Source organism: Rhodobacter sp., from assembly GCA_020637515.1.
GTDB lineage: Bacteria > Pseudomonadota > Alphaproteobacteria > Rhodobacterales > Rhodobacteraceae > Pararhodobacter.
The window spans coordinates 175461-192453 of the sequence record JACKKG010000001.1 but is presented as its reverse complement, the minus strand read 5'-3'; the positions used below and the strand labels follow the sequence as shown (position 1 = coordinate 192453).

Below are 16993 nucleotides of genomic sequence, written 5' to 3'. Positions count from 1 at the left end.
CTCCACCACATTGCACCGGAAAATGGCGCATCTCTTTCTACTTAGCCTCTGACCTCGGGCGCCTCAACCCACGGTTCCGGGATGCGACATCGCTTCCGCCAGCGCGCGCAACATCCCGCCCGAATCCGGCGTATCGGCGATCCGCGCGCGGGCCGCGAGCGGCCCCGGCAGCGCAGCGGCGCAGGCTGCGCTGATCGCCACGGGGATCAGGCCGCCCAGGTCCGGCACGCCCGACTGTGCCGCAAGACGCGCGGCGGCGCGCGGGGAAAAAAGCGGCGCAAAAACCCGTTGACCGGCCAGCGCGGGCAGCACGTCGTCGGGCCAGTCGCAGGCCCGGGCCTCGTAGACGGCGACGCTGCGCAGGGACAGGCCGGGCAGCGCGGCGACCAGATCGCGCGCCAGATGCACGCCGTGGGCGTGGACCAGCGGCCCTTCGGGGGCCTCGCGGCGCAAGGTGTCGATCAGCGCCGCCGCGTCGCCGCCGCCCGGGCGCGGAACCAGCCCGGCGCGGGCCGCGGCGCGGGCGGTGGCGGGGCCGACGCACCAGGCGGTCAGTCCGGGCAGCGGCGGCAGCATCGGCACCGCGCTGGCCGAGGTCAGGATCACCCCCCGGGCGCCATCGAACACGCCGCGGTCATGGGGCAGGGCGACCACCTGCGACAGGGGGGCGAAGATCGGCTCATGCGGCGGCAGCGCGGCGGCGGCCTCGCGGGCAAAACGGCGGGCCTGCGGCAAGGGGCGTGTCAACAGCAGAAACGGGGGCATGGCGGCTCTCATGCGCCCATTGCTTGCGGCGCGCCCCGATGCTACCCCCGCCGGGACGCAAACTGCAACCGGCGGGCCATGGCGCGACCCCTCACCATTCTGGGCATCGAAAGCAGTTGCGACGATACCGGCGCGGCGCTGGTGCGTCACACCCCGGGCGCGCGGCCGCAGGTTCTGGCGAATGTCGTCGCCGGGCAGACCGACCTGCACGCGGCTTTTGGCGGCGTGGTCCCTGAAATCGCCGCGCGTGCCCACGCCGAAAAGCTGGACCTGGTGGTGGAAGAGGCCTTGCACCAGGCCGGGCTGACGTTGGCGCAGGTGGACGCGATCGCCGTCACCGCCGGGCCCGGGCTGATCGGCGGCGTGCTGTCGGGCGTGATGCTGGCCAAGGGGCTGTCGGTCGCGACGGGCAAGCCGCTGGTCGGGGTCAATCATCTGGCCGGCCACGCGCTGACCCCGCGGCTGACCGGGCAGGTGGCGTTTCCCTATCTGATGTTGCTGGTTTCGGGCGGACACTGTCAGTTCCTGCGCGTCGATGGGCCCGAGGATTTCACCCGCCTGGGCGGCACGATCGACGACGCCCCGGGCGAGGCTTTCGACAAATGCGCGAAGCTGCTGGGTCTGCCCCAGCCGGGCGGTCCCGCGGTCGAGGCCGAGGCCCGCCACGGCGACCCGCGCCGCTTTGCCTTTCCGCGCCCGCTGCTTGACCGGCCGGGTTGCGATCTCAGTTTCTCGGGGCTGAAGACGGCCCTGATGCGCGCCCGCGACGCGCTGGTGGCGGAAAAAGGCGGGCTGACGCGCGCCGACCGGGCCGATCTGTGCGCCGGGTTCCAGGCCGCCATCGCCGACGTCCTGTCCGAGAAGGCGCGCCGCGCCCTGTCCGTCAGCCCGGGCGTCAGCGCCTTTGCCGTGGCCGGCGGTGTGGCCGCGAACGCGCTGTTGCGGGCCCGGCTGGAGCAGGTCGCGGGCGATCTGCCCTTTGTGGCGCCGCCGCTGAGCCTGTGCACCGACAACGCCGCGATGATCGCCTGGGCCGGGCTTGAACGGTTCCGCGCCGGTCAAAGCGATGACCTGACCCTGTCCGCCCGGCCGCGCTGGCCGCTGGATTCAACCGCCGCGCCCCTGATCGGATCAGGCAAGCGCGGCGCCAAAGCCTGAAGGAACGCCCATGCCCCTGTTTGCCCTCGTCTGCACCGACAAGGCCGACCACGAACCCCTGCGCAAGGCCAACCGCGACGCGCATCTGGCCTATCTGAACGACACCGGCTGCGTGACCTTTGCCGGGCCGTTCCTGGACGCGGGCACGATGACCGGCAGCCTGGTGGTGATCGACGTGGCCGACCGGGCGGCGGCCGAAACCTGGGCCGCCGGCGATCCCTATGCCCGCGCGGGCCTGTTCGCCAAGGTCCGGATCGAGGAATGGAAAAAGGTGATCGGCTGATGGCCCACTGGCTGATGAAATCCGAACCCAACAAGTTCAGCTGGGACCAGCTCGTCGCCAGGGGCGCGGCGGGCGAGGAATGGGACGGCGTGCGCAACTATCTGGCACGCAACAACATGCGGGCGATGGCGCTGGGCGATCCGGTGTTCTTCTACCATTCCAACATCGGGCTCGAGGTGGTGGGAATCGCCGAGGTCTGCGCCCTGTCGCACCCCGATTCCACCACCGACGATCCCCGCTGGGATTGCGTGGACATCCGCGCGCTCAGGCCGCTGCCGCGCCCGGTCTCGCTGAAGGAAATCAAGGCGACGCCCGAACTGGCGCAGATGTCGCTGGTCACCTCGATGCGCCTGTCGGTTCAGCCGGTGACCGATGCGGAATGGCAGCTCGTCTGCCGCATGGGCGGGCTGTAACCCGGCCGAGGCCGCGCGCCGGGGCCGGAAAACCCGTATGTTCATTACTGCTTCCCTGTGGCGGAATGCCGCGCTAGCGTGCGGCAAAACATCACAACGGGAGCACTTCATGGACTATTTCGCGGTCATCATCACCGCAGCGATCGGCTTCGGCATCGGGGCGGTCTGGTATGGCGTCTTTTCGCGGGTCTGGGTGCCTGCCTCGGGTGTGCCGACGAACGAGCGCGGCGCCCCGCGCGAGGGGGCGAGCCCCGCGCTCTACGCCGCCTCGTATGTCTGTATCCTGCTGGTCGCGGGCATGATGCGCCACGTCTTCGCCATGGCCCATGTCCAGGGGTTCGGTGTCGGCGTGGTGGCGGGGCTGGGGATCGGGCTGTTCTTCATCGCGCCCTGGATCACCCTGAACGTGCTGTTCGCCCATCGGCCAAAGGTGCTGGCGGTGATCGACGGCGGCTATGCCGCGGTGGCCTGCGCGGTTATGGGGGGCGTGCTGGAGCTGTTCTGAAATCGTCCGGGAAGGGGGGGACATGACCACAACCTGGCAATTCTGGGCACTGCTGGCGGCGGGTTTCGCCGCGCTGACCGCGATCTTCGCCAAGGTCGGAGTCGAGGCCGTCAACTCCGACTATGCGACCTTTCTGCGCACGCTGGTGGTGATCGTCGTGCTGGGCGCGATCCTGATCGGCACGGGCGAGATGCGTTCGCCCCTGGGGATCGCGCCGAAAAGCCTGCTCTTCCTGGCGCTGTCGGGGCTGGCCACGGGCGCAAGCTGGCTCTGCTATTTCCGCGCGCTCAGGCTGGGGCAGGCCTCGCAGGTTGCGCCCGTGGACAAGCTCAGCGTGGTGCTGGTCGCGATCTTTGGCGTGGTGTTCCTGGGTGAACGGCTGTCGGGCCTGTCCTGGCTGGGTGTCGGGCTGATCGCCTCGGGCGCGGTCCTCATGGCGCTGGGCTGAGCGGGCGCCGACCGAGACGCTGAACCGGGGGGCTTATTCCGCCCCGGACCGGCGCCGGGTGCGCAGGATCACCACACCCAGAACCGCCGCCGCCCCCAGGCCCGCCAGCGCCGCCACCGGCAGGTTTGCCGGGGCGGCGGCGTTCTTGGTGGCGATGGCCACCAGCGCCCAGATCAGCGCCAGCCCATAGCCCGGTGCGCGGCCCAGCCGGGTCTGCACGCCCAGCCCGACCACCAGCGCAAAGACCAGCGCGACCAGCGCGGCGGGCGTCTCGGCCAGGTAGCCCCAGCCGGCCAGCACCAACCCCAACGAGGCGCTGAACGCGGCCGTCAGCCAGCCGGCATACAGCGCGACCGGCGCCTGCAACCACCAGCGATCGCGGCGCGGGGTCCGGAACAGGGCCGGCAGCGCGGTCACCAGCATCGCACCCAAAAGCGCCGTCGCCCCGGGGACCGAGCGTTCCGCAACCGGCAGCCAGGCCGCGCCCAGCACCAGGTTGACCAGCAGCCAGGGCCGGTGCGCGGCCCAGGCCGGGTGGTCCGCACGGCGCAGCACGCCATAGCCCGCCGATACGATCAGCCATGCATACAGCACCCCCCAGATTGCAAAGGCCCAGCCGGCGGGTTGCACCGGAGGGTCCTCTTGCGGCACGGGGAACAGGGCCGGATCGAAGCCCGCGAAATTCGTCACGAAAAAGGGCGACGCGACAAAGGCCAGCGTCGCCAACAGGATCAACAAGGGCATGGGGCGTAGGGTCACGAGGGCCTGCCTGTGGCTGGAAAGGGCTGCGGCCATCCTGCGAGCGGCGTGCCCCGGGCGTCAAGAGCCCCCGTCAGTCGTGTCGCTGGCGGTCATGTCGGTTGCAGCCGTGGCCGGCACGATGGTGCCCTGTGCGACCGCGACCAGCTTTTCGACCCCCGCGTTCAGGGCATGGACGCGGCATTGGCATACGGCCTGACGGCGGCCGGCGGACAGGACCTCGGCCCGGGCGACAAGGCACTGGCCGATGCCGGGCCGCGTGTAGTTGATCTTCATCTCCAGCGTCAGCACCCCGGTCCCCAGCGCCGAGGCCCCGGCATACGTCAGCGCGTTGTCCGCCAGATAGGCGATGACCCCGCCATGCGCAAAGCCGTGCTGCTGGGTGTGATCGGCGGTCAGCGTCAGGCGCAGTTCGGCCAGCCCGGGCGCATAGGCGGTCAGTTCGGTGCCCAGAAGGCGACTGAAGCCCTGCTTGGCCAGCACGGCGCGTCCCTGGTCCAGCATCTCGGTCATGGCGTCCCTTCCCCTGGTGTCCTTGCGTCTTGCGATCTTGCCCGACCCGGGCGAGAGCCGGCAATCGGGACGTGGGGTCAAGCGCGCGCTTGCGAATGCGACGGGGCCGCGCTACGCCCGACGCCATCGCAAAGGAAAGGGTCGGGCCATGAAAGCGGTTCTCTATGAAGCCTTCAACCAGCGCCCCAAACTGGTCACGGTGCCCGATCCCGCGCCCCAGCCGCACGGCGTCGTGGTGCGACTGGGGGCCACGGGGGTGTGCCGCAGCGACTGGCACGGCTGGGTCGGCCACGACGCCGATATCGCCCTGCCGCATGTGCCCGGGCACGAACTGGCCGGCACGATCGAGGCCGTGGGCAAGGAGGTGCGCACCTGGCGGGTGGGCGACCGGGTCACGGTGCCCTTTGTCGCGGGTTGCGGCGTGTGCCCCGAATGCCGCGCCGGCCATCAACAGGTCTGCCATGACCAGTTCCAGCCCGGGTTCACGCACTGGGGCTCGTTCGCGGAATACGTCAGCCTGCACCACGCCGACCTGAACCTTGTCGCCCTGCCCGAGGACATGGGCTTTGACACCGCCGCCAGCCTGGGCTGCCGCTTTGCCACGGCGTTCCGGGCCGTGGTCGATCAGGGCCGGGTGCGGGGCGGCGAATGGGTGGCCGTGCACGGAGCGGGCGGCGTCGGCCTGTCCGCGATCATGATCGCCGCCGCGCTGGGCGCGCAGGTCGTCGCGGTGGACATCGCCGAGGACAAGCTGGCGCTTGCCCGTGACCTGGGGGCGGTGGCCACGGTCAACGGCGCGGGCGTCGATGTGATCGGCGCGGTGCGCGACGTTACGGGCGGCGGCGCGCATGTGTCGCTGGACGCGCTGGGGCATCCGGCGACTTGCTTCAACTCGATCGCCAACCTGCGGCGGCGCGGGCGGCATGTTCAGGTCGGCCTGATGCTGGGCGACCACACGGCGCCGCAGATCCCCATGGCGCAGGTCATCGCGCATGAGCTGGAAATCTGCGGCAGCCACGGGATGCAGGCCCATCGTTACGACGCGATGCTGGACATGATCCGCGCGGGCCGGTTGAACCCCGACCGGCTGATCGGTCGGCGCATCGCGCTGTCCGAATCGATCGAGGCGCTGGTAACGATGGACCGCTTTCAGTCGGTGGGCGCGACCGTCGTGACCCGGTTCGACGCCTGATCGGCCAGGAACGCCGCCAGATCCAGCGAGCCGGGCGCCAGCCCCTCGCGGCGCATCCGCACCGACAGCGCGATCAGGGCGTCGTTCAGGGGCGTCGGCACGCCGTGCTTGCGGCCCAGCAGCGCAATCTCGCCGTTCAGCCAGTCGGTCTCGACCGCGCTGCCCTTGAGCAGGCTTTGCAGGGTGGAGTTGGTCATCGCGGGGGCGCCGGGAACGTCGCCGTGGCGGCTGTGGATCTTTCGGCGCGGATCCGAGTCCGAGACGTCCTCGCACGCGATGCCGGCGGCGGCGAAAACCGCCGCGCCTTCGGCCCTGAGGGCCTTGCGCAACGCGGTGTCGTCGGTGCCCGTGGCAAAGGCCGCACCCGAGATATTCCCGAGGTTCAACAAAAGCTTGCCGTATTTCGAAGCCATCACCGCGGGTTTCACGAAGGCCGCGAAATTGGCCGCGCGCAGCCGCTCGGCCAGGGCGTGGTCGTCGGCATCGGCGCCCTGCGGATAGCGGCCGATGTCGAACATGCCGAACTGCGGCAGCGCGTAGGTGATGACCTCGCCCGGCGTCAGATAGGTCGCGGGCATCATCACCGTGACGCCGTGGACCCGGGGAAAGAGCCTGAGCGCCATGGCCTCGTTCGCGACGCCGTTCTGCATGCAGAACACCGGCTGGTCGGTAACGCCCGCGTCGCGCAGCGCCTCAAGCGCGGGCAAGGTGTCCTGCGTCTTCATGCACAGCAAGATCGCGTCATCGGGGCGAAAGGCGATCTCGGCGGGGTGGGCGACCGTGGTCACGGTGACGGTGTCGTCCACCTCGGGCGTGCGCAGACGCAGGCCGCCGGCGCGCATCGCCTCCAGCATCCGGCCGCGGGCGATGGCGATCACCTCGGTGCCCGAGCGGACCAGCGCCGCCGCCACGATCCCGCCGACCGCGCCCAGACCGTAGACGATGATGCGCATGCAAGGGACCTCCTGTTCGCGGGTTCGCCCCCTGTCTAACGGCATCCGAGGCGCGCCGAAAGTGCCCCCCGGAAACGGAAAAAAGGGCCGCCCGGAACGGACGGCCCTTTGTCGGACACAGGCGCGCCGGGGCGCGGCGTCAGTAGCGGTAATGCTCGGGCTTGAAGGGGCCGTCGATGGTGACGCCGATGTAATCCGCCTGGTCGGGCTTCAGTTCCGTCAGCTTGACGCCGATGCGGGCCAGGTGCAGGCGCGCGACCTTCTCGTCCAGATGCTTGGGCAGGATGTAGACGCCCGGCGCGTATTCACCCTTTTTGGAAAACAGCTCGATCTGCGCCAGCACCTGGTTGGTGAAGCTGGCGGACATCACGAAGCTGGGGTGGCCGGTGGCGTTGCCCAGGTTCAGCAGGCGCCCTTCGGACAGCAGGATGATGCGGCTGCCCGAGGGCATCTCGATCATGTCCACCTGGTCCTTGATGTTGGTCCACTTGTGGTTCTTCAACTGCGCGACCTGGATCTCGTTGTCGAAGTGGCCGATGTTGCCGACGATGGCCATGTCCTTCATCGCGCGCATGTGCTCGATGCGGATCACGTCCTTGTTGCCGGTGGTGGTGATGAAGATGTCTGCGCTGGCGGCCACATCTTCCAGTGTCACCACCTCGAACCCGTCCATCGCGGCCTGAAGCGCGCAGATCGGGTCGATCTCGGTCACCTTGACGCGCGCGCCGGCGCCGCGCAACGACGCGGCCGAACCCTTGCCGACGTCGCCATAGCCGCAGACCACCGCGACCTTGCCGGCCATCATCGTGTCGGTGGCGCGGCGGATGCCATCGACCAGCGATTCCTTGCAGCCATACTTGTTGTCGAACTTGGACTTGGTGACGCTGTCGTTCACGTTGATCGCCGGGAACGGAAGCTGGCCCTTCTTGTGCAGGTCATAGAGACGGTGCACGCCGGTGGTGGTTTCCTCGGACACGCCGCGGATGGCGTGGCGCTGCTTGACGAACCAGCCCGGGGTTGCGGCGATCCGCTTGCGGATCTGCGCGAAGAGCGCCTCTTCCTCTTCGGATTTCGGCACGGCGATGAGGTCGTCCTCGCCTTCCTCGACCCGCGCGCCCAGCAGGATGTAGAGCGTCGCGTCGCCGCCGTCGTCGAGGATCATGTTGCACATGCCGCCCTCGCCGCCGAACTGGAAGATCTTGTCGGTATATTCCCAGTAATCGACCAGTGTTTCGCCCTTGATGGCAAAGACCGGCGTGCCGCTGGCGGCGATCGCCGCCGCGGCGTGGTCCTGGGTCGAGAAGATGTTGCACGAAGCCCAGCGGACATCCGCCCCAAGGGCCTTGAGCGTTTCGATCAGCACGGCGGTCTGGATCGTCATGTGCAGCGAGCCGGCGATCTTGGCCCCTTTCAGGGGCTGCGACGCGCCATATTCCTCGCGGCAGGCCATCAGGCCGGGCATCTCGGTTTCCGCGATGTCCAGTTCCTTGCGCCCGTAATCGGCGAGTTTGATGTCCTTGACGATGTAATCGGTTGCCATGCCCGGCTCCTGTCTGAATTCCTGATCTGGAGGCCCAGATAGCACCAGAGGCGGAAACCGGCAATGGCGGCCCGAAAACCCGGCGCCGAGGCGCTCAGCCCTGGTCGCTGCGGCGGTCGGCCTTCAGGGTGACGCGCTCGTTCGGGTCGTGCGCGGTGACGGGCTTGGCGCCGGTGGTTTCATTGCGGGTGGCGACGCGGAAGGTCGCGTTCATGACGGTCAACATGGCGGGGGGTCCTTTCGCGGCCTGTCTGCGCCGCCCTTTGCCGCATTCCGCAGCCAAAGCGAAGTTCGGATGGTTTCGCGGCTGTAAGTGGTGCTAACATGGGGCATGGACTGGAAGGATCTTCCCTCGCTGGCGTCGTTGCGCGCCTTCGAGGCGCTGGCGCGCCAGGGCAGCCTGTCGGCGGCGGCGCGCGAACTGAACGTCACGCACGCGGCGGTGTCGCAGCACCTGCGGCATCTGGAAACCGAATTCGGCGAGGTGCTGGCACGGCGCGACGGGCAGGGCATGCAACTGACCGAGGCCGGCCACGAACTGGCGGCCGCGCTGGGCGAGGGGTTCGCCCGCATCGCCGAGGGGGTGCTGACGCTGCGCAATCGGCGCGAGACGCGCCCTGTCGTCGTCGCGCTGACGCCGTCCTTTGCCGAGGTCTGGCTGATGCCGCGTATCGGCGCCTTCTGGGCCGCCCACCCTGAGGTCGAGCTGCGCCTGGTGCCCAGCACCGGCCTGTCCGACATGCGCCGCGAGGGGATCGACATCGCCATCCGCTTTGGCCGGGGCGACTGGCCGGGGATCGAGGCCGAGCCGCTGGCGCTCAGCCGGTTCGTGGTGGTGGCGGCGCCGGGGTTCACGCGGGCGCGCACGCTGGCCGATCTGGGCAAGCTGACGGCGCACGACTGGTTCTTTTCCGGTGCCGCCACCGAACAGCGGGTCTGGGGGCAGGCGATCGGGGTCGATTTCGACACGGTCGGCGCGCGCGAGATGGCCAACAACGGCATGGTCGTCAGCGCGGTCCGCGCCGGGCTGGGCCTGTCGATCCAGTCGCGCGCGCTGGTCGCGCCGGACCTCGCCTCGGGGCAGTTGGTGGCCCTGCACGAGGGCGACCCCGAGGGGCTGGGCTATTACCTGGTCACGCGCCCCGGGCCGCTGTCGCCGGGCGCGCGCCTGTTCCGGTCCTGGTTGCGCAAGGCAGCGAAAGCGGCCTGAGGGGGCTCAGGCCTCGATCCGTTGCAGGCGCGGCAGAAAGGCCGCCAGAATCCCCAACGCCGGCAGGAATCCGCACATCCGATAGACGAATTCGATCCCGTGGGCGTCCGCCAGCAGCCCCAGCGCCGCCGCCGCCAGCCCGCCGATGCCAAAGGCCATGCCGAAGAACAGCCCCGCGATCAGCCCCACGCGGCCCGGCACCAGCTCTTGTGCGAAGACCACAATCGCCGGAAAGGCCGAGGACAGGATCAGGCCGATGAACACCGTCAGGACCCCGGTCCAGAACAGGTTCACATAAGGCAAGGCCAAGGTGAAGGGCAGCACGCCCAGGATCGACACCCAGATCACCGCCCGCGTTCCGATCCGGTCGCCGATCGGACCGCCAAAGATCACCCCCGCCGCCGCCGAGGCCAGGAACAGGAACAGCATCCCTTGCGACTGCTGGGTGGTCAGATGGAATTTCTCGATCAGGAAAAAGGTGTAATACGACCCGAGCGACGCCATATAGGCATTCTTGGTGAACACCAGGAACGCCAGCAGGCCGATGGTCAGGACGATGCGGTGGCGCGGCAATCCGTGGTCCTTGAACACCACGGCGCGTTTGCCGGTGCGGCGGTGGTTGGCGTGCCAGCGCCCGACCTGCGACAAGATCACCATCCCCAGCAGGGCCAGCGCCGCGAACCACGCGACCGACCCGCGCCCCGAAGGCACGACGATGAAGGCCGCCAGCAGGGGCCCGGCGGCGCTGCCCAGGTTGCCGCCCACCTGGAACGTCGATTGCGCGGTGCCGAACCGGCGCCCGGCGGCGACGCGCGCGACGCGGCTGGCCTCAGGGTGGAACACCGCCGAGCCGATGCCGATCAGCGACGCGCCGGCCAGCAGGAACGGGTAGCTGGGCGCGTGCGCCAGCAGCAGCAGCCCCAGCATCGTGCTGCCCATGCCGATGGTCAGCGATTGCGGGAACGGGTGGCGGTCGGTCAGCGTGCCGACCAGCGGTTGCAGCACCGATGCCGTGCCCATGAAGGCCAGCGTCATCAGCCCGATCTGGGTAAAGGACAGGGCGAATTCGTCATGCAGCAGCGGATAGCTGGCGGACAGGACGGATTGCATCACGTCATTGATGAAATGACACAGCGCGATGGACACAAGCACCGCGTAATGGGTCGCGATGATGTCTTTCGCGGGGGCGGGGGCGGGGGCGGCGGTCTGGTCGGCCATGATCCGGTCCTTCACACGTTCAGGGATCACCTGCCCGTTACGCCCGCGCCTGTCAAGCGGCCTGACGATCCATCCCCGGACAGGCCTGCGCCGACGCCCGAGGCCCGCGGACCGGCTGCCGCCCGCATGGGCGTGATTTCGCCGCACGCGGGCCCCCGCGCACCGATCCGGCGTTAAAGAGTTGAGGCACGGGGAACATTGTGAGACATATGAAAAAACGGCGGTATGACGAGGACGAGCGTGACACGCGCGACGGCAGGCGGGACACAGCCCCTGTGCGGCGCCGGGCGCCCTGCGACAGCGGGGGTCGGCGGCTGGATGCGTGCCCGTTCGCGCGCTGGTCTGTACCTGTGCCTTGCCGTTGCCGCGCTGACCCTCGGGGTCGTTCCCTTGCCATCCAGGGCTTTGGAATCGCTGGAGTTCTCGGTTCCCGGCGCCTCGGCTGAGCTGCTGGCCGACCTGCGCGCAAGTTCCCTGCTGCTGGCCGCCCAGGCCGAAGGGCACACCGCGCCGATCGACCTGATGGCGGCGGCGCGGGCGGAATACGGGCAACTTCTCGACCTGCTCTATGAGGACGGGCGCTACGCGCCGGCCATTCATGTGCGGGTGGACGGGCAAGAGGCGGCGGATGTCTCGCCGCTCAGGACGCCCTCGCGGATCGACCGGATTGCCGTGCGGATCGATCTGGGGCCGCAATTCACCTTTGGCACCGCCACGATTGCGCCGCTTGCGCCGGGCACGGTTCTGCCCGCCGGGTTCGCACCGGGCCTGCCCGCGCGCTCGACCGTGGTGCGCGATGCGCTTGGGGCCGCGCTGGATGGCTGGCGGGCCCGGGGCCATGCCCTGGCCGAACCGTCCGGGCAGCGCGTGGTTGCCGATCACGACACCAACCGGCTGAACATCAGCCTGACCTTGGCGCCCGGCCCGCAATTGCATGTCGGGCGGGTGGTGCCGGAAGGCAACGAACGCACCCGCACCGAACGCATCCAGGCGATTGCCGGGCTGGAGCCGGGCAGCGTGCATGACCCGGCGGCGATCCGCGCGGCGGAAACCCGTCTCAGGCAGACCGGCACCTTTGCCTCGGTGGTGTTGCGCACCGCCGATCGGGCCAACCCCGACGGCACCATCGACATCGCCGCCCAAGTCGAGGAAGCGCCGCCGCGTCGCATCGGCTTTGGCGCCGAGATCGATTCCGAATCCGGCGGCCGGTTGAGCGGTTTCTGGATGCACCGCAACCTGACCGGCGGCGCCGACCGGCTGCGGCTCGAGGCGGCGGTGGACGGCATCGCCGCGCGCACGGGCGGACTGGGGTTTTCGCTGGATGCGCGCTATGTCCGTCCTGCCACGCCGAACCGCGACACCGACCTGGAACTGGGTCTCAATGCCGTGCGCCAGAACGAGCGCGACTATCTGGCTGACGCCTTCACCGCCGACGGCCTGTTTCGCCGCACCTATTCCCCGACCCTCAGCGCCACCGCCGGGGTCAACCTGCGCTATGAGCGCGCGACCTATGCCGGCACGCGCAACGATTTCGGCACGCTGGGCTTGCCCGTTTCCGTCACCCAAGACACCCGCGACCGGGCTCTCGATGCCAGCCGGGGCCACTATCTTTGGGTCGAGGCCATGCCCTATGCGGGCTTTGGCCAGGCGGCGAGCGGTCTCAGGCTGCGGTTCGATGCGCGCGCCTACGCCGATATCGGAACCGAGGGGCGCGTGGTGCTGGCCGGGCGGGCACAACTGGGGGCGCTGATCGGCCCTTCGCTGAACGCGGCGCCGCGTGGCTTCCTGTTCTATTCGGGCGGCGGCGGCAGCGTGCGCGGGATGCCCTATCAATCGCTGGGCGTCAGCGGGCCGCCGGCCTCGGGCGGGCGCGGCTTTGCGGCGCTCTCGGGCGAGCTGCGGGTGCGGGTCAACGACAGTTTCGCGATCGTGGCCTTTGCCGACGCGGGCGCTGTGTCATCGGGCGCGTTTACCGGCAGTCACGACTGGCAGGCCGGGGCCGGGCTGGGCGTGCGCTACGCCACCCCAATCGGGCCGCTGCGGCTGGATCTGGCCGCGCCGCTGCGGCGCAACGCAGGGGTGACCAGCAACGCCATGCAGATCTATTTCGGCATCGGCCAGGCGTTCTGATGGCCCGTCGCACCCGGTTCGTCGGCTGGCTGGCGCTGTTGCTGGCGCTGATGCTGCTGGCCGCCGCGCCCGCGCGCCCCTCGCCCGAGGAAGACCAGGGCATTCTGGCCGGCATGTTGCAGGACCTTCTGTCGGGCGCCGGGCGCGAGGTGCGGATACGCGGGTTTTCCGGCGCGCTGTCGTCGCGCGCGACGATCCAGGAATTGACCATCGCCGACGACCAGGGCGTCTGGATCACCCTGCATGACGTGGTGCTGGACTGGAACCGGGCGGCGCTGCTGGACCGGCGGGTCGAGGTGAACGAACTCAGTGCCCAGCGGATCACCGTGTCGCGCTTGCCCTCCAGCGGTGCCGAGGACGCCACGGCGCTGCCCAGCCCGACCGCGAGCGAGGGGTTCCGCCTGCCCGAGCTGCCAGTCGCGGTGCAGATCGGCACGGTCCGCGCCGAGGCGGTGGTGCTGGAGCCCGCGGTGACCGGCCGGCAGGCAACGCTGACCCTCACCGGGTCGGCCCAGCTCGAAGGGCGGCAGGGCACCGCGCAGTTCGACGCCCACCGCACCGACGGGACCACGGGCGTGTTCCGGTTTTCCGGCGGGTTCGACAACCGCTCACGCGAACTGGCGCTGTCTTTCGACCTGACCGAGGGGCCGGACGGCATCGCCAGCACGCTGCTGGGGATCCCGGGCCGCCCGGCTCTGGGCATGACGCTGCGCGGCACGGGGCCGATCAGCACCTTCACCGCGCAGATCGGGGTTACCACGAACGGCACCCAGCAGATCGCCGGGATCTTCTCGCTGGTGGACCAGACGCCGGATACCGGGGTGCTGCAAGGCGGGGGGTTCACACTGGATGTCCAGGGCGATCTGCGGTCGCTGATCCCCGACAACCTGCACCCGTTCTTTGGTGCCAACAGCCGCCTGCGGGCGACGGGCCAGCGGTCCGAAGCCGGTGAGATCGAGATCCCCGAACTGCTGATTTCGACCAATGCGATGCGGGTGAACGGCACCGCGGCGCTGGGGGCGGATGGGCTGCCCCTGCGCGTGCAGGTCACCGCCGGGATCGCGCGGGGCGATGGCGAGCCGGTGCTGCTGCCGGGGACCTCGGGCGCGGCGCAGATCAACCGCGCGACCTTGCAGGTCAGCTACGATCAGGCGCAATCGCGCGACTGGACGGTGCGCGGCGATCTGGAAACGCTGGCACTGCCCGGGCTGCGAATCGGCACGACGACGCTGGACGCGCGCGGGCGGCTGAACGCCGCCGCCGACGTCGCGGCGCATCCCGACGCCACCCTGCCCCTGTGGGAGGGCTCGTTCGAATTCGCCGCCCAGGGGATCGAGGCCGACGATCCGGCGATGCAGCAGGCGATCGGCGCACAGGTTTTCGGGCTGGCCAGTCTCAGTTGGCCAGGCGGTGGCGCCCCGCTGGACCTGACCGGCCTGGCGCTGGAGGGGCAGACGGTCTCGCTGACCGCCTATGGCCAGATCGAGGGGCTGACCTTTGACGGCTATGCCGAGTTCGAGGCCCCCGACCTGTCCGCCTTTTCCGGCCTGGCGGGGCGGCCGCTGGCGGGTGACACGCTGGTGACGCTGCGCGGGCAGGCCAACCCGCTGACCGGCGCGCTGGACCTGTCGGCGGACCTGACGACCACCGATCTGTCGGTCAACATCCCCGAGGCCGACGCCTTTCTGGCCGGGCAATCGACGCTGGCGCTGTCGGTGATGCGCGACACCCAGGGCACCGAGCTGCGCAATCTCACGCTGAACGCGGGCACCGCCGAGATCCGCGCCCAGGGCCGCATCGACCCGAACCAGAGCGCCCTGAGCCTGCGGTTCGACGTGGCGGACCTGTCGCGGCTGGGGGATGGCTATGGTGGGCGTCTGGCGCTGGATTCGCGGCTGAACACCACGGGGTCGGTGCAGCGGCTGCAACTGGACGGCGCAGTGATCGACCTGCAACTGGCCGACTTGCCCGCGTCCTCGGTCGTGCGGGGCCTGTTCTTTGGCGCGAACCGGCTGCGCGCCGATCTGGTGCGTGACGGGCAGGGAACGCATGTCAACCAGTTCTCGGTGCAGGGGCCGCGGCTGGATCTGGCGGCGGCCGGGCTGTGGTCCCCCGAGGCGCCCGACCTGACCGTGACGCTGAACCGGCTGGACATGGCCGCCCTCAGCGCCGGCGGGCAGGGCCAGATTGCCGGCCGGGCCGAGGTCTCCGGCGACGCCGCAACGACACGCTATGCGCTGGACCTGCGCGCGCCCCGGCCGGTTGCGACCGGGATTCGGGCGGTGGATGCTCTGGTCGGGCAGGGCGCCGCGCTGACGGCGCGCGTGACGACGCAGGCCGACGGCGCGCTCGACATCGACAACGCGCATCTCGATGCGACGGGGCTTTCGGCGCGCATCAGCGGCGCGCAGGCGGCGGACGGGCGCGCGCGCTTCGCGATCGAGGCCACGCTGGACAACCTGGACCGGATCGCACCCGGTCTGACCGGCGCGCTGGAGCTGCGGTCCGATGTGACACGCGCACCGGGCGACAGTGGCTATGGCGTCAGCGCGCGGGTGACGGGGCCGTCGGACCTGAACCTGACGATCGGCGGGCAGGTGCACGACACGCGCGACCTGGCGCTGACGCTGGACGGGCAAGTGCGCGCCGCGCTGTTCAATCCGCTGATCGAACCGGCCAATGTCGCGGGGTTGATCGTGGCGCGCGGCACCATCACCGGCCGCCCGGCGCTGGATTCGCTGCGCATGACGGCGTCGATCCGTGACGCGCGCTATGTCCTGCCGCCCGCCGGCGTCGCCTTTCGCGACATCGAGGCCACGGCGCAGATCCGCGGCCTGGATACCGTGGTGCATGTCGAGGGGACCTCGTTGTCGGGCGGGCGCGGCACCATCGACGGCGCGATCCGCCTGAACCCGGCGCGCGACGCCGATCTGCGCGTCACCGCGCAGGACCTGGTCGTGCAGCAACCCAACCTGTTCCAGGCCCGTGTTACCGGCAGCGTCAGCCTGGTCGGGGCGCTGGCCCACAACGCGCTGGTGTCGGGGCATGTCACCGTCAACCAGGCCGAAATCGAGATCCCCAATTCACCCCTGTCGCGGCAGGGTGTCGGTCTGGCGGGTCTGGTCCATGTCGGCGAGGGCGCGGCAAGCCGCGAGACCCGCATCAACGCAGGCATCGCGCGCGGCACCAGCCACGGGCGCGATCCGATCCCGCTGCGGCTGGACCTGACGCTGGATGCGCCCAACCGCGTCTTTGTGCGCGGGCGCGGGCTGGATGCGGAACTGGGTGGCCAGTTGCGGCTGGGCGGCAGCACGCGCGAGGTCGTGCCGGCGGGCAGTTTCGGTCTGATCCGGGGGCGGCTGGACCTGCTGGGCAACCGCTTTACGCTGACCGACGGATCGGCCAGCATGATCGGCAGTTTCATCCCCTTCGTCAGCCTGACCGCGACCACGGAATCCGAGGGGGTGACGACCTCGGTCACGCTGTCGGGGCAGGCCAACAGCCCCGAGATCACCTTCAGCTCGGTGCCCGAACTGCCCCAGGACGAGGTTCTGGCGCGGTTGATCTTCCGCCGGTCCCTGGCCTCGCTCAGCCCGTTCCAGGCGGCGCAACTGGCGTTGTCGGTGGCCACGCTGACCGGGCGGGCCGAGAATTCGATCCTCAGCCGCACGCGGCAGGCGATGGGGCTGGACGATCTGGATTTCACCGTGGACGCGGCCGGCAACACCCAGTTGCGGGCCGGGCGTCATGTCGGCGAGCGGGTCTATACCGATGTCAGCGTGGACAGCGCCGGGCAGGGCGAGGTGACGATCAACCTGGACCTGACCCCCAACGTCACCCTGCGCGGGCGTGCCGATACCGACGGCGGGTCCGGTATCGGCATCTTCTTCGAGCGCGACTATTGAG

The 16993-nt window shown here is 69.8% G+C and carries 15 protein-coding genes; 9 read left to right on the top strand and 6 right to left on the bottom strand.

The genetic code is table 11. The annotated features are described in order from the left end of the window. Window positions 1-63: 63 nt before the first annotated feature. Window positions 64-765, bottom strand: a complete 702-nt coding sequence (locus H6900_00935; GenBank protein ID MCC0071830.1) for a uroporphyrinogen-III synthase — start codon at window positions 763-765, stop codon at window positions 64-66. Between the two features lie 78 nt (window positions 766-843). Here H6900_00935 and tsaD point away from each other — a divergent pair, with 78 nt between their 5' ends. From tsaD to H6900_00910, 5 genes are all read left to right on the top strand, one after another. Further along, window positions 844-1923: a tRNA (adenosine(37)-N6)-threonylcarbamoyltransferase complex transferase subunit TsaD gene (gene tsaD / locus H6900_00930; protein MCC0071829.1), complete on the top strand. Its 1080-nt coding sequence runs from the start codon at window positions 844-846 to the stop codon at window positions 1921-1923. A 10-nt stretch (window positions 1924-1933) separates the two neighbouring features. Further along, window positions 1934-2206, top strand: a complete 273-nt coding sequence (locus H6900_00925) for a YciI family protein (GenBank protein ID MCC0071828.1) — start codon at window positions 1934-1936, stop codon at window positions 2204-2206. Continuing rightward, a complete protein-coding gene (locus H6900_00920) occupies window positions 2206-2619 on the top strand; it encodes an EVE domain-containing protein (protein MCC0071827.1) in 414 nt (137 codons plus the stop codon). Before H6900_00925 ends, H6900_00920 begins: the two co-directional genes overlap by 1 nt. 109 nt (window positions 2620-2728) lie before the next feature. Then, the gene (locus H6900_00915; protein MCC0071826.1) at window positions 2729-3124 is read left to right on the top strand and encodes a DUF1761 domain-containing protein; all 396 of its coding nucleotides are present in this window, start codon (window positions 2729-2731) and stop codon (window positions 3122-3124) included. Window positions 3125-3146: 22 nt separating this feature from the next. Beyond that, complete coding sequence (locus tag H6900_00910; GenBank protein ID MCC0071825.1) at window positions 3147-3572, top strand: EamA family transporter; 426 nt, start codon at window positions 3147-3149, stop codon at window positions 3570-3572. 33 nt (window positions 3573-3605) lie between these two features. On the opposite strand, the gene H6900_00905 is transcribed toward H6900_00910, so the two are convergent. Together H6900_00905 and H6900_00900 are read right to left on the bottom strand one after the other, a co-directional pair. Further along, window positions 3606-4367 (bottom strand): hypothetical protein, encoded by a 762-nt coding sequence (locus tag H6900_00905; protein ID MCC0071824.1) that lies wholly within the window; start codon window positions 4365-4367, stop codon window positions 3606-3608. 24 nt (window positions 4368-4391) lie between these two features. Beyond that, on the bottom strand, window positions 4392-4844 hold the full coding sequence (locus H6900_00900; GenBank protein ID MCC0071823.1) for a PaaI family thioesterase: 453 nt from the start codon (window positions 4842-4844) through the stop codon (window positions 4392-4394). 148 nt (window positions 4845-4992) lie between these two features. Here H6900_00900 and H6900_00895 point away from each other — a divergent pair, with 148 nt between their 5' ends. Next, a complete protein-coding gene (locus tag H6900_00895) occupies window positions 4993-6036 on the top strand; it encodes a zinc-dependent alcohol dehydrogenase family protein (protein MCC0071822.1) in 1044 nt (347 codons plus the stop codon). On the opposite strand, the gene H6900_00890 is transcribed toward H6900_00895, so the two are convergent. Next, window positions 5994-6989 carry a ketopantoate reductase family protein gene (locus H6900_00890; protein ID MCC0071821.1) on the bottom strand — a complete coding sequence of 332 codons (996 nt, stop codon included), beginning with the start codon at window positions 6987-6989 and terminating at the stop codon, window positions 5994-5996. The two genes, H6900_00895 and H6900_00890, sit on opposite strands and share 43 nt — an antisense overlap. Before the next feature lie 139 nt (window positions 6990-7128). Next, entirely contained in the window at window positions 7129-8529 is a 1401-nt protein-coding gene (locus H6900_00885) for an adenosylhomocysteinase (GenBank protein ID MCC0071820.1), read from the bottom strand. 331 nt (window positions 8530-8860) lie between these two features. On the opposite strand from H6900_00885, the gene H6900_00880 reads away from it, so the two are divergent. After that, window positions 8861-9739: a LysR family transcriptional regulator gene (locus tag H6900_00880; GenBank protein ID MCC0071819.1), complete on the top strand. Its 879-nt coding sequence runs from the start codon at window positions 8861-8863 to the stop codon at window positions 9737-9739. A gap of 6 nt (window positions 9740-9745) precedes the next feature. On the opposite strand, the gene H6900_00875 is transcribed toward H6900_00880, so the two are convergent. Beyond that, complete coding sequence (locus H6900_00875; protein MCC0071818.1) at window positions 9746-10957, bottom strand: MFS transporter; 1212 nt, start codon at window positions 10955-10957, stop codon at window positions 9746-9748. Window positions 10958-11362: 405 nt separating this feature from the next. On the opposite strand from H6900_00875, the gene H6900_00870 reads away from it, so the two are divergent. Continuing rightward, window positions 11363-13087, top strand: coding sequence for a BamA/TamA family outer membrane protein (locus tag H6900_00870; GenBank protein MCC0071817.1), 1725 nt, complete (start codon window positions 11363-11365; stop codon window positions 13085-13087). Beyond that, window positions 13087-16992 carry a translocation/assembly module TamB domain-containing protein gene (locus H6900_00865; GenBank protein MCC0071816.1) on the top strand — a complete coding sequence of 1302 codons (3906 nt, stop codon included), beginning with the start codon at window positions 13087-13089 and terminating at the stop codon, window positions 16990-16992. Before H6900_00870 ends, H6900_00865 begins: the two co-directional genes overlap by 1 nt. Window position 16993: the final 1 nt, after the last annotated feature.

What these genes read in the sequence shown, in the direction of transcription:
- H6900_00935 (MCC0071830.1), bottom strand. Translation starts at nt 765, where the DNA reads ATGCCCCCGTTTCTGCTGTTGACACGCCCCTTGCCGCAGGCCCGCCGT.
- tsaD (MCC0071829.1), top strand. Translation starts at nt 844, where the DNA reads ATGGCGCGACCCCTCACCATTCTGGGCATCGAAAGCAGTTGCGACGAT.
- H6900_00925 (MCC0071828.1), top strand. Translation starts at nt 1,934, where the DNA reads ATGCCCCTGTTTGCCCTCGTCTGCACCGACAAGGCCGACCACGAACCC.
- H6900_00920 (MCC0071827.1), top strand. Translation starts at nt 2,206, where the DNA reads ATGGCCCACTGGCTGATGAAATCCGAACCCAACAAGTTCAGCTGGGAC.
- H6900_00915 (MCC0071826.1), top strand. Translation starts at nt 2,729, where the DNA reads ATGGACTATTTCGCGGTCATCATCACCGCAGCGATCGGCTTCGGCATC.
- H6900_00910 (MCC0071825.1), top strand. Translation starts at nt 3,147, where the DNA reads ATGACCACAACCTGGCAATTCTGGGCACTGCTGGCGGCGGGTTTCGCC.
- H6900_00905 (MCC0071824.1), bottom strand. Translation starts at nt 4,367, where the DNA reads ATGGCCGCAGCCCTTTCCAGCCACAGGCAGGCCCTCGTGACCCTACGC.
- H6900_00900 (MCC0071823.1), bottom strand. Translation starts at nt 4,844, where the DNA reads ATGACCGAGATGCTGGACCAGGGACGCGCCGTGCTGGCCAAGCAGGGC.
- H6900_00895 (MCC0071822.1), top strand. Translation starts at nt 4,993, where the DNA reads ATGAAAGCGGTTCTCTATGAAGCCTTCAACCAGCGCCCCAAACTGGTC.
- H6900_00890 (MCC0071821.1), bottom strand. Translation starts at nt 6,989, where the DNA reads ATGCGCATCATCGTCTACGGTCTGGGCGCGGTCGGCGGGATCGTGGCG.
- H6900_00885 (MCC0071820.1), bottom strand. Translation starts at nt 8,529, where the DNA reads ATGGCAACCGATTACATCGTCAAGGACATCAAACTCGCCGATTACGGG.
- H6900_00880 (MCC0071819.1), top strand. Translation starts at nt 8,861, where the DNA reads ATGGACTGGAAGGATCTTCCCTCGCTGGCGTCGTTGCGCGCCTTCGAG.
- H6900_00875 (MCC0071818.1), bottom strand. Translation starts at nt 10,957, where the DNA reads ATGGCCGACCAGACCGCCGCCCCCGCCCCCGCCCCCGCGAAAGACATC.
- H6900_00865 (MCC0071816.1), top strand. Translation starts at nt 13,087, where the DNA reads ATGGCCCGTCGCACCCGGTTCGTCGGCTGGCTGGCGCTGTTGCTGGCG.